Here is a 12170-nt window from a genome sequence, read left to right as displayed (position 1 = left end):
AAAAAAAAGCCGACCCGAAGGTCGGCTTTGATGTTGATTATGACTTACTCAACGGGCTGCGGGCGCGTTGCTGGCGCAGTCGCCTGGTGCGTGGCGCTGTGTCCACCTGCAGCACCTTTACCTTCAAAGGTGAATTCCGGGCGTTGCCAGTCACTATGACGCGGCGCTTCAGGCACATACTCTGGTGCCGGAGCACGGGTCATCGGGGCGGCCGCGTGGCTGTGAAGATGTTCTGCGTCAACGCGGGTTGCGACAACTTCAGCCTTAGCGACTGCGTCTTCGACGACAGGTGCGGCAACAACCTCTTGCGGCGCGGCAACTTCTTCAACCACTGGCGCTGTTTCCACAACCTCGGCAATCTCTCCAGCCACTTCAGGCTGAGAAATAACAACCTCCGCAGATTCTTCGACAACCGGCGCAGCCACTATTTCAGCGACAGGTTCGGCTTTCGCCGCGGTATCCTCAGCAACAGGCGCGTCAGATTCAGCGATAATTTGCGGTTGTTCCTCGACCGGAGTAGCGATGACTTCCGGATGCGTGGTTTCAACGACGGTAGCCTGAGGTTCAGCAATGACCACCTCTGGCTGTACGGTTTCAACCGACGCAGGGGCGTTCACAATATGCTCAACGGCAGCTGCAGCAACCTGAGGCTCTACGGCGACTGGCGTTTCCTGCTCGCGCTGCTCTGCAACCTGCTGATCCTGAGGACGAGCAACAGGGTAGCGGATCCAGACTTTACCGGACGCTAATTCTGGAGATGCGCAGGCAACCGTTAACGGCATAGGCGACTGAACCGGGTAACGCTCGTCACGATAGCGACGACGGCGTTGTCCACTGACGCGCAGATGGCGAGGTGAGCGACGGGAACGACGCGGCATACCATTAGAGTCACGCGCTTCGCTGTTGTCTTCCTGCTCAGTCGCAACGACGGCAGGCAGATCAACTTTCGCCAGTTCAGTACGCTGTGCCGGTACGGGCTGTTCAGTTGGTTGAGCGACAGCCGTTTCAGTGACCACCTCGGCAGTAGCGACTTCGGCTTCAACAGCCGGGCTGTCTGTGTAACGAACTTTCTGAGTCAGCTGACGCTGTTTACGGCGAGTCTGAGGCTGACGAACGCGCTCTTCCTGCTCGGTATCCTGCGCAGGTTGTTCTGCCAGGTTCAGCTCTTTAACTTCCTGCTGCGCCTGACGCTTATCATCGTTGCGACGGCGGTTGCGCTCGCGACGCGGAGCCTGCTGGTCATCACCGGATTTCGCTTTGTCGGCGACCTCAGTAGACTGCTGGCGGTTATCGCGTGCTTCCGCATTTTGCTGCTGCGACTGACGGCGGTTACGGCGGTTATCTTCACGGTTTTCACCGCTTTCTGAACGCTCGTTACGGTTATCACGCTCGCCACGGTTGTCGCGATTATCACGACGATCGTTACGGTCGCGACGATTGTTCTGACGCGGTTTACGACGATCCTGCTGGCGATCGGTTTTCTCTTCAGCTTTCGGCGCAGGTTGTTCAACCGGTTTCACTTCTTCGCTACCGCTGAAGATGGACTTCAGTGCGCCGAAGAAACGGCTAATCAAACCTGGCTGCGCGGCGACGGCCGCGGTCGCTGCTGCGGCTTTAGGCGCGGCGGCCTTCGCAGTAGGTTCCTGCAAAGCAGGGGCTGGCGGCACCTCTGGCATAGCAAAGGTGGCCAATGCCGGCTGCTCTGGCTGTTTACGCTCGACGAACTCTTCTTCCGTCGGCAATGCCATCGCTTCTTCATGCAGTTTCGGCAGCAGGTAGCTCAGGGTTGGTGTTTCTTCCCCTTTGCGTACGCGCAGCACGGAGTAATGCGGGGTTTCCATCTGATCGTTTGGCACAATCACACAGCGCACGCCATTCTGACGCGTCTCGATGGCATTTACCGCGGTACGTTTTTCGTTGAGCAGGTAGGATGCGATCGGCACAGGAACAATAGCGTGAACTTCCTGCGTATTTTCTTTCAGCGCTTCTTCTTCGATCAGACGCAGAATAGACAGCGACAGTGATTCGTTATCACGTACGGTACCCGTGCCGGAGCAGCGTGGGCATACGTGATGGCTGGATTCACCCAGCGACGGGCTCAGACGCTGGCGGGACATCTCCAGCAGGCCGAAGCGAGAAATATGGCTGATCTGAATACGCGCTCTGTCCTGGCGCACGGCTTCACGCAGACGGTTTTCAACCGCACGCTGGTGACGAACCGGCGTCATATCAATGAAGTCGATTACGATCAGGCCGCCGAGGTCGCGCAGACGCAGCTGACGAGCAATTTCATCGGCTGCTTCAAGGTTCGTGTTGAACGCAGTTTCTTCAATGTCGCCGCCGCGGGTCGCGCGTGCGGAGTTGATATCGATAGCGGTCAGCGCTTCTGTGCTGTCGATAACGATTGAGCCGCCGGACGGCAGACGCACTTCGCGCTGGAACGCGGACTCAATTTGAGATTCGATTTGATAGTGGCTGAACAGCGGAATTTCACCGGTGTACAGTTTGATTTTACTGCTGAAATCCGGACGACCCAGCGCGGCGATGTGCTGACGCGCCATCTCCATAACTTTCGGGTTGTCGATGAGGATTTCGCCGATGTCCTGACGTAAATAGTCACGGAATGCGCGAACGATAACGTTGCTTTCCTGATGGATCAGGAACGGAGCAGGGCGGCTGTCAGCGGCTTTTTGAATCGCTTCCCAGTGCTTCAGGCGGAAACTCAGGTCCCACTGCAGCGCTTCGGCAGATTTGCCGACACCTGCGGTACGCACGATAAGCCCCATGCCGTCAGGCAGTTCCAGGCTTGCCAGCGCTTCTTTTAATTCGGTACGGTCGTCGCCTTCAATGCGACGGGAGATGCCGCCCGCGCGCGGGTTGTTCGGCATCAGAACCAGATAACTACCTGCCAGGCTGATAAAGGTGGTCAGCGCAGCGCCTTTATTGCCGCGTTCTTCTTTATCGATCTGAACAATGACTTCCTGACCTTCGCGCAACACGTCTTTAATGTTGGGACGACCATGGGAGTTGTAGCTAGCGGGGAAGTATTCGCGGGCAATTTCTTTTAACGGGAGGAAACCGTGACGTTCAGCGCCGTAATCAACAAAAGCAGCTTCCAGACTCGGTTCAATACGGGTAATTTTGCCTTTATAGATGTTGGCTTTTTTCTGTTCGTGTCCAGGACTTTCGATATCCAGATCGTACAGACGCTGCCCATCTACAAGGGCGACACGCAACTCTTCCTGCTGAGTCGCGTTAATTAACATTCTTTTCATCGTAACTTACTCATTATTCTTACATTGACGACTAAGCTGCGGGCAGAGTAATGCCTTTCCGGGTGTGAACCGATGGCCTCGTGTCTATTCGCGTCGCCAACCTCACGGTTATCGTCAGCTCAAAGAGGCGCAGAGTGTCGGTTGCCTGTATTTCATACGGAAACACAGCGCAATTATCAGGGGAACAGTCTGGGTGTTACTCTCCAGAGAAGCTTCCATTGTGCTTATCGTCTTTCACGCTGTGGGTGCGTTGGCTTCATCTTCTTACCCCAACCACTTACAGGAGTAAGCACCTGGGGTTCCCAGACTTGCCGCCTTCCTACAACGCGAAATCTATAGAGCACTTACCGGTAAGGACTGCAACCCGCAGCCCGCTAACTGCCTGAAAGATCAATACGTCTTACGCCATTGCTGCGTTGATGATCGGTCGGGCAAAATTGGGTCATTCCGGAAAAGGTCTTGTTTTAACAAGATTCAACACGGAAACAACCTCATTATTCCACTGCTAACCTTGTTATAGCAAGATGACTTTTGCCATTTATCACCCGGTTACTCACAGTTTTTTCACTTCCGCGTAGTGATTGCTTTAATAACCACCAAATCGGCTATGTCAAACTTAAGTAATAAGGTATAGCAGTTAATATAAGCATAGAAAAATGTGTGGCGCGAATCTTGATGGCTATTTAAAATCGGCCCCCATGAAAACAGAGACTCCAGCCGTAAAAACAGTTGCCATTACTGCCGACGAAGCAGGGCAACGCATCGACAACTTTTTGCGCACCCAGCTCAAGGGCGTGCCGAAAAGTATGATTTATCGCATTTTGCGTAAAGGCGAAGTGCGGGTGAACAAAAAACGCATTAAACCCGAGTACAAACTCGAAGACGGGGACATTGTGCGTATTCCACCTGTACGTGTCGCTGAACGTGAAGAAGAGGCCATTTCACCGAATTTGCAGAAGGTCGCGGCGCTGACCGATGTCATTTTATATGAAGATGACCACATTCTGGTGCTTAACAAGCCTTCAGGTACGGCCGTGCATGGTGGAAGCGGCTTAAGCTTTGGCGTCATTGAAGGCTTACGTGCGCTGCGCCCGGAAGCGCGTTTCCTTGAACTGGTGCATCGCCTTGACCGGGATACCTCCGGCGTGCTGCTGGTGGCCAAAAAACGATCTGCCTTGCGTTCGTTGCATGAACAACTGCGTGAAAAAGGCATGCAGAAAGATTACCTCGCGTTGGTACGCGGCCAGTGGCAGTCCCATGTCAAAACCGTGCAGGCCCCGCTGTTAAAGAACATTCTGCAAAGCGGCGAGCGTATCGTGCGGGTGAATCAGGAAGGCAAGCCATCGGAAACGCGCTTTAAAGTGGAAGAGCGTTACGCGTTTGCTACGCTTGTGCGCTGCAGTCCCGTGACCGGACGCACGCACCAGATTCGCGTGCATACACAATATGCCGGACATCCGATTGCCTTTGACGACCGCTATGGCGATCGTGAATTCGATAAGCAACTGGCGGATACCGGACTGAGCAGGCTCTTTTTGCACGCCGCAGCGTTGAAATTTACTCATCCTGGGACGGGTGAAGTAATGCGTATTGAAGCGCCAATGGATAAGCAGTTGAAGCGCTGCCTTGAGGTGTTACGCAGTAAAGGCTGATGCGCATTGATATTATCGCGCATTACCTGTAGGCCTGAAGGCGCTGTGCCTATCAGGCCTACAGGATTAGGCCTGTACAACCGTCAACCCGTCAGGCTTTTAACGGGTTCATATCTTCTCGTCGCAGCATTTGACACAGTGCGATTAGCGGCAAACCGATTAAGGTATTTGGGTCGCGGCCTTCCAGGCGCTCAAAAAGTGCAATGCCCAATCCTTCGCTTTTAAAACTACCGGCACAATGCAGCGGGCGCTCTTTGCGCACGTAATCTTCAATTTCCGTTTCGCTTAAGTGACGAAAATGGACGTCGAACGGTTCAACTTCAGTTTGTAAATGTCCGGTCGCAGAATTATACAGTGCCAGTCCGGTATAAAACGTCACAATATTGCCACGGGCTTTGAGTAACTGCTGGCGTGCATTTTCTTCTGTTAACGGTTTGCCGGTTATTTCACCATCGAGAACACAAATTTGATCGGAACCAATAATAAGGTGCGATGGATAACGGTGGGCGAGAGATTGCGCTTTTTTCTGCGCCAGTCGCAAGACTAAGTGCCGGGGGGCTTCGCCAGGTAACGGCGTTTCATCAACCTCTGGTGCTGCGCATTCGAACGGGATTGCCAGTTTTTCTAGTAAAGCGCGACGCCAGGGAGAGGTAGAAGCAAGAATAAGTTGAGGCATATTTTTTCCCTCGCATATAGCGTATTGATGAGAGCCATTTTAAACTATGGACTTCGTCCTACAAGCTGGCTGTAATGGCTTGTGTTGAGCGATTTTAAGTCGATGACCCGCAATGTGTGCGAATTATTGGCAAAAGGCAACCACAGGCTGCCTTTTTCTTTGACTATATGACGTTACAAAGTTAATATGCGCGCCCTATGCAAAAGGTAAAATTACCCCTGACTCTTGATCCGGTTCGTACGGCTCAGAAACGCCTCGATTATGAAGGTATCTATACTTCTGATCTGGTTGAGCGTGTCGCCGATTCTGTAGTCAGTGTGGACAGTGATGTGGAATGCTCCATGTCGTTCGCTATCGATAACCAGCGCCTTGCCGTTATAACCGGTGATGCAAAGGTGTCGGTTACGCTCGAATGTCAGCGTTGCGGGAAACCGTTCCCACTTCATGTTCACACAACATATTGTTTTAGTCCTGTCCGTTCTGACGAGCAGGCTGAAGCACTCCCGGAAGCGTATGAGCCGATTGAGGTTAACGAATTCGGTGAAATCGATCTGCTTGCAATGGTTGAAGATGAGATTATCCTCTCCTTGCCGGTAGTTCCGGTGCATGATTCTGAACACTGTGAAGTGTCCGAGGCGGACATGGTCTTTGGCGAATTGCCTGATGAAGCGCAAAAACCAAACCCATTTGCCGTATTAGCCAGCTTAAAGCGTAAGTAATTGAGGAGTAAGGTCCATGGCCGTACAACAGAATAAACCAACCCGTTCCAAACGTGGCATGCGTCGTTCTCATGACGCTCTGACCGCAGTCACCAGCCTGTCTGTAGACAAAACTTCTGGTGAACAACACCTGCGTCACCACATCACTGCCGACGGTTTTTACCGTGGCCGTAAGGTAATCGCTAAGTAATCACGCATGACTCAATGGCTTTCCCGCTACGGTGAGAAAGACAAAGAGCACACGCGTGATGAAGCTTAGTGAGGCTTTCCCCGGGTAACTGGGGAAACACCTAACCGGGCAGCGACGATACCTTGACACGTCTAACCCTGGCGTTAGATGTCATGGGGGGTGATTTTGGCCCTACCGTGACAGTGCCTGCAGCATTGCAGGCACTGAATTCTAATTCGCAACTCACACTTCTTTTAGTCGGGGATCCCGATACAATCACGCCATTACTTGCCAAAGCTGACTTCGAACAACGTTCACGTCTGCAGATTATCCCTGCTCAGTCAGTTATTGCCAGTGATGCCCGGCCCTCGCAAGCTATTCGCGCCAGTCGTGGAAGCTCAATGCGCGTTGCCCTGGAGCTCGTGAAAGAAGGACGAGCGGAAGCCTGTGTGAGCGCCGGTAATACAGGCGCGCTAATGGGACTTGCGAAGTTATTGCTCAAACCCCTTGAGGGGATTGAGCGTCCTGCGCTGGTGACGGTTTTACCCCATCAGCAAAAGGGCAAAACGGTGGTGCTGGATTTGGGCGCCAACGTGGATTGTGATAGCACGATGTTGGTGCAATTTGCCGTCATGGGTTCCGTGCTGGCAGAAGAGGTGGTTGGAATTGCCAATCCCCGTGTTGCGTTGCTCAATATCGGTGAAGAAGAAACCAAGGGTCTCGACAGTATTCGGGATGCTTCTGCAGTGCTAAAAACAATCCCTTCTATCAATTATATCGGCTATCTTGAAGCCAATGAGTTACTGACTGGCAAAACTGATGTGTTGGTCTGTGACGGCTTTACAGGTAATGTCACATTAAAGACGATGGAAGGTGTTGTCAGAATGTTCCTTTCACTGCTGAAGTCTCAGGGTGAGGGCAAAAAACGGTCGTGGTGGCTGCTGTTATTAAAACGTTGGTTACAAAAAAGCCTGACAAGGCGATTTAGTCACCTCAACCCCGACCAGTATAATGGCGCCTGTCTGTTAGGATTGCGCGGCACGGTGATTAAGAGTCATGGTGCGGCCAATCAGCGAGCATTTGAAGTCGCGATTGAACAGGCAGTGCAGGCGGTGCAGCGACAAGTTCCTCAGCGAATTGCCGCTCGCCTGGAATCTGTATACCCAGCTGGATTCGAACTGCTGGACGGTGGCGAAAACGCAAACTCGCGAGCACACAGATAACGGTGCGTTTGTGAATGCTGCCAACGTATCAGCGATTTGCTCGTGGCGGTATATAACCAAAAAGTGACTGAGCGTACATGTATACGAAGATTATTGGTACTGGCAGCTATCTGCCTGAACAAGTGCGTACTAACGCCGATTTGGAAAAAATGGTTGAGACATCTGATGAGTGGATCGTCACTCGCACAGGTATCCGTGAACGCCATATTGCAGCGCCAAATGAAACAGTTGCGACGATGGGCTTTGCCGCCGCAAACCGTGCAATTGAAATGGCGGGCATCGACAAAGAACAAATTGGTCTGATTGTGGTTGCCACCACATCATCCACACACGCATTTCCAAGTGCGGCATGCCAGATCCAAAGTATGCTGGGGATCAAAGGCTGTCCGGCGTTTGACGTTGCAGCCGCTTGTGCCGGTTTCACCTACGCCCTGAGCGTTGCTGACCAGTACGTTAAGTCTGGCGCAGTGAAGCATGCTCTGGTGGTTGGCTCAGATGTCCTCGCTCGTACCTGTGATCCAACCGATCGCGGGACGATCATTATTTTCGGTGATGGCGCAGGTGCCGTTGTACTGAGCGCATCAGAAGAGCCCGGCATTCTTTCTACGCATCTGCACGCTGATGGTCGCTATGGCGAACTGTTGACGCTGCCTAATGCCGATCGCGTGAACCCGGAAAACCCGATCCACCTGACGATGGCGGGTAACGAAGTATTTAAAGTCGCGGTGACCGAGCTTGCACACATCGTTGATGAAACGCTGGAAGCAAATAATCTCGATCGTTCTGCACTGGACTGGCTGGTGCCGCATCAGGCAAACCTCCGCATTATTAGCGCAACCGCGAAAAAGCTGGGTATGTCGATGGATAATGTTGTCGTGACGCTCGACAGACATGGCAATACCTCCGCGGCCTCCGTACCGTGCGCGCTGGACGAAGCCGTCCGCGACGGGCGTATTAAAGCTGGGCAGTTGATATTGCTTGAAGCCTTTGGGGGTGGATTCACCTGGGGCTCTGCGCTGATTCGTTTCTAGTATAAGGATTTAAACATGACGCAATTTGCATTTGTGTTCCCGGGGCAGGGTTCCCAGACCGTTGGGATGTTGTCTGAAATGGCAGCAAACTACCCAATTGTTGAAGAAACTTTTGCTGAAGCATCAGCTGCGCTGGGCTATGATCTGTGGGCGTTGACTCAGCAGGGACCGGCCGAAGAGCTGAATAAAACCTGGCAGACGCAGCCAGCACTGTTGACTGCCTCTGTTGCGCTTTATCGCGTATGGCAGCAGCAGGGTGGTAAAACACCTGCGCTGATGGCTGGTCACAGCCTGGGCGAATACTCTGCGCTGGTATGTGCGGGTGTTATCGGTTTTGCCGATGCCGTACGTCTGGTTGAACTGCGTGGCAAATTCATGCAGGAAGCGGTACCGGAAGGCACTGGCGGCATGTCTGCTATTATCGGTCTGGACGACGCTGCTATCGCTAAAGCGTGTGAAGAGTCTGCCGAAGGTCAGGTGGTTTCACCGGTAAACTTTAACTCACCAGGTCAGGTGGTGATTGCCGGGCATAAAGAAGCCGTAGAACGTGCCGGCGCAGCCTGTAAAGCGGCTGGCGCTAAGCGTGCTCTGCCACTGCCGGTCAGCGTTCCTTCTCACTGCGCGCTGATGAAGCCTGCTGCTGAGAAACTGGCCGTTGAACTGCAAAAAATCACTTTTAACGCGCCGACTGTTCCGGTTGTGAACAACGTCGACGTGAAGTGCGAAACAGATGCAGACGCTATTCGCGATGCGCTGGTTCGCCAGCTGTACAGCCCGGTTCAATGGACTAAAACCGTTGAATTCATGGCGTCCCAGGGCGTAGAGCACCTGTATGAAGTTGGTCCGGGCAAAGTTCTGACCGGTTTGACGAAACGTATTGTTGACACCCTGACTGCTTCGGCAATGAATGAGCCGGCGGCATTATCTGCGGCGCTAGAGCAATAAAAGAGGAAGACCATGAGTTTTGAAGGAAAAGTCGCGCTGGTTACCGGTGCAAGCCGTGGCATTGGCCGCGCAATTGCTGAAACACTCGTTGCCCGTGGCGCGAAAGTTATCGGTACTGCAACCAGCGAAAGCGGTGCGCAGGCCATTAGCGATTACTTGGGTGCAAATGGTAAAGGTCTGATGTTGAATGTGACCGATCCGGCATCTATCGAATCTGTTCTGGGAAATATTCGCGCAGAATTTGGTGAAGTCGATATCCTGGTCAATAATGCCGGGATTACTCGTGATAACCTGTTAATGCGCATGAAAGATGACGAGTGGAACGATATCATCGAAACCAACCTGTCATCTGTTTTCCGTCTGTCAAAAGCGGTAATGCGAGCTATGATGAAAAAGCGTCATGGGCGTATTATCACTATCGGTTCTGTGGTTGGTACCATGGGAAATGCGGGTCAGGCTAACTACGCTGCGGCGAAAGCGGGTCTGATCGGCTTCAGTAAATCACTGGCGCGCGAAGTTGCGTCTCGTGGCATTACTGTAAACGTTGTTGCTCCGGGCTTTATTGAAACGGACATGACGCGTGCGCTGTCTGATGATCAGCGTGCGGGTATTCTGGCGCAGGTTCCTGCGGGTCGCCTTGGCGGCGCTCAGGAAATCGCCAGTGCGGTTGCATTTTTAGCTTCTGACGAAGCAAGTTACATCACAGGTGAGACTTTGCACGTCAACGGCGGGATGTACATGGTTTAACCACGAGATAAAAAAATTTGCGTTATTAGGGTGAATGCCCTCAAAATAACGTAAAATCGTGGTAAGACCTGCCGGGATTTAGTTGCAAATTTTTCAACATTTTATACACTACGAAAACCATCGCGAAAGCGAGTTTTGATAGGAAATTTAAGAGTATGAGCACTATCGAAGAACGCGTTAAGAAAATTATCGGCGAACAGCTGGGCGTTAAGCAGGAAGAAGTAACCAACAATGCTTCCTTCGTTGAAGACCTGGGCGCAGATTCTCTTGACACCGTTGAGCTGGTAATGGCTCTGGAAGAAGAGTTTGATACTGAGATTCCGGACGAAGAAGCTGAGAAAATCACTACCGTTCAGGCTGCCATTGATTACATCAACGGCCACCAGGCGTAAGTGAACATCTCCAGGCGGTCATTCGACCGCCTGAGTTTTATCTTTTTATCCCACTTGAATTATTTTCCCTCCCTGGAGGACAACCGTGTCTAAGCGTCGTGTAGTTGTGACCGGACTGGGCATGTTGTCTCCTGTCGGCAATACCGTAGAGTCTACCTGGAAAGCTCTCCTTGCCGGTCAGAGTGGCATCAGCCTGATCGACCATTTCGATACTAGCGCCTATGCAACGAAATTTGCTGGCTTAGTAAAGGATTTTAACTGTGAAGACATTATCTCGCGCAAAGAACAGCGCAAGATGGATGCTTTCATTCAATATGGAATTGTCGCTGGCGTTCAGGCCATGCAGGATTCTGGTCTCGAAATTACGGAAGAGAACGCTCACCGTATTGGCGCCGCTATCGGCTCTGGTATTGGCGGTCTCGGATTGATCGAAGAAAACCACACCTCTTTGGTGAATGGCGGTCCACGTAAGATCAGCCCGTTCTTCGTTCCGTCAACGATTGTTAACATGGTGGCAGGTCACCTGACCATCATGTACGGCCTGCAAGGGCCAAGCATCTCCATTGCGACCGCCTGTACTTCAGGTGTGCATAACATTGGTCATGCAGCACGTATCATTGCATACGGCGATGCAGACGCGATGGTTGCGGGTGGTGCAGAAAAAGCCAGTACCCCGCTGGGCGTGGGTGGTTTTGGCGCGGCACGTGCGCTGTCTACACGTAATGATAACCCGCAAGCGGCAAGCCGTCCGTGGGATAAAGAACGTGATGGCTTTGTGCTGGGCGACGGCGCAGGCATGGTGGTACTGGAAGAGTACGAGCATGCGAAAGCGCGCGGTGCAAAAATCTATGCTGAAGTCGTTGGTTTTGGCATGAGCAGCGATGCTTACCACATGACGTCACCACCTGAAAACGGTGCGGGCGCTGCGCTGGCAATGGTCAACGCACTACGCGATGCTGCTATCGAAGCGGGTCAGATTGGCTATGTCAACGCGCATGGCACGTCTACTCCTGCTGGCGATAAAGCCGAAACCCAGGCAGTGAAATCTGTCTTTGGCGATGCGGCAAGCCGTGTGATGGTAAGCTCCACTAAATCCATGACCGGACACCTGTTGGGTGCGGCGGGCGCGGTAGAGTCTATTTTCTCTATCCTGGCGCTGCGCGATCAGGCTATTCCGCCAACCATCAACCTGGATAACCCGGATGAAGGTTGTGACCTGGACTTCGTACCTCACGAAGCGCGTCAGGTTAGTGGTCTGGAGTACGCACTGTGTAACTCCTTCGGCTTTGGCGGGACTAACGGTTCGTTGATCTTTAAAAAGATTTAAGTCTGCCAGGTGGT

General features: G+C 52.6%; 11 protein-coding genes. 9 read left to right on the top strand and 2 right to left on the bottom strand.

All coding sequences use genetic code 11. The features are described 5' to 3' along the window. Positions 1 to 44: 44 nt before the first annotated feature. Positions 45 to 3275, bottom strand: a complete 3231-nt coding sequence (gene rne, locus FDW87_RS04755) for a ribonuclease E (RefSeq protein WP_137379498.1) — start codon at positions 3273 to 3275, stop codon at positions 45 to 47. A gap of 698 nt (positions 3276 to 3973) precedes the next feature. On the opposite strand from rne, the gene rluC reads away from it, so the two are divergent. Beyond that, positions 3974 to 4927 (top strand): 23S rRNA pseudouridine(955/2504/2580) synthase RluC, encoded by a 954-nt coding sequence (gene rluC / locus FDW87_RS04750; RefSeq protein ID WP_049259723.1) that lies wholly within the window; start codon positions 3974 to 3976, stop codon positions 4925 to 4927. Positions 4928 to 5018: 91 nt separating this feature from the next. Here the strand turns inward: rluC and FDW87_RS04745 are convergent, their stop codons facing one another. Beyond that, positions 5019 to 5603 carry a nucleoside triphosphate pyrophosphatase gene (locus FDW87_RS04745; protein ID WP_016152637.1) on the bottom strand — a complete coding sequence of 195 codons (585 nt, stop codon included), beginning with the start codon at positions 5601 to 5603 and terminating at the stop codon, positions 5019 to 5021. A 197-nt stretch (positions 5604 to 5800) separates the two neighbouring features. Here FDW87_RS04745 and yceD point away from each other — a divergent pair, with 197 nt between their 5' ends. The 8 genes from yceD to fabF all read left to right on the top strand — a co-directional run bounded on the left by yceD (position 5801) and on the right by fabF (position 12156). Continuing rightward, positions 5801 to 6322 carry a 23S rRNA accumulation protein YceD gene (gene yceD / locus FDW87_RS04740; protein WP_003036239.1) on the top strand — a complete coding sequence of 174 codons (522 nt, stop codon included), beginning with the start codon at positions 5801 to 5803 and terminating at the stop codon, positions 6320 to 6322. 16 nt (positions 6323 to 6338) lie between these two features. Continuing rightward, a complete protein-coding gene (gene rpmF / locus FDW87_RS04735; protein WP_003036242.1) occupies positions 6339 to 6512 on the top strand; it encodes a 50S ribosomal protein L32 in 174 nt (57 codons plus the stop codon). 122 nt (positions 6513 to 6634) lie between these two features. Then, positions 6635 to 7714, top strand: coding sequence for a phosphate acyltransferase PlsX (gene plsX / locus FDW87_RS04730; protein WP_071601761.1), 1080 nt, complete (start codon positions 6635 to 6637; stop codon positions 7712 to 7714). Between the two features lie 77 nt (positions 7715 to 7791). After that, the gene (fabH, locus tag FDW87_RS04725; protein WP_016152639.1) at positions 7792 to 8745 is read left to right on the top strand and encodes a beta-ketoacyl-ACP synthase III; all 954 of its coding nucleotides are present in this window, start codon (positions 7792 to 7794) and stop codon (positions 8743 to 8745) included. A gap of 15 nt (positions 8746 to 8760) precedes the next feature. Beyond that, positions 8761 to 9690 (top strand): ACP S-malonyltransferase, encoded by a 930-nt coding sequence (gene fabD / locus FDW87_RS04720; protein ID WP_046274754.1) that lies wholly within the window; start codon positions 8761 to 8763, stop codon positions 9688 to 9690. A gap of 12 nt (positions 9691 to 9702) precedes the next feature. Then, positions 9703 to 10437 carry a 3-oxoacyl-ACP reductase FabG gene (gene fabG, locus FDW87_RS04715; RefSeq protein WP_016152641.1) on the top strand — a complete coding sequence of 245 codons (735 nt, stop codon included), beginning with the start codon at positions 9703 to 9705 and terminating at the stop codon, positions 10435 to 10437. Between the two features lie 155 nt (positions 10438 to 10592). Then, a complete protein-coding gene (acpP, locus tag FDW87_RS04710; protein WP_000103754.1) occupies positions 10593 to 10829 on the top strand; it encodes an acyl carrier protein in 237 nt (78 codons plus the stop codon). Between the two features lie 85 nt (positions 10830 to 10914). Then, on the top strand, positions 10915 to 12156 hold the full coding sequence (gene fabF / locus FDW87_RS04705; protein WP_003036260.1) for a beta-ketoacyl-ACP synthase II: 1242 nt from the start codon (positions 10915 to 10917) through the stop codon (positions 12154 to 12156). Positions 12157 to 12170: the final 14 nt, after the last annotated feature.

The sequence above is a fragment of the Citrobacter sp. wls826 genome (assembly GCF_005281245.1).
GTDB lineage: Bacteria > Pseudomonadota > Gammaproteobacteria > Enterobacterales > Enterobacteriaceae > Citrobacter > Citrobacter braakii.
The sequence above is the reverse complement of the archived record's forward strand: the minus strand, read 5'-3'. Positions and strand labels throughout refer to the sequence as shown.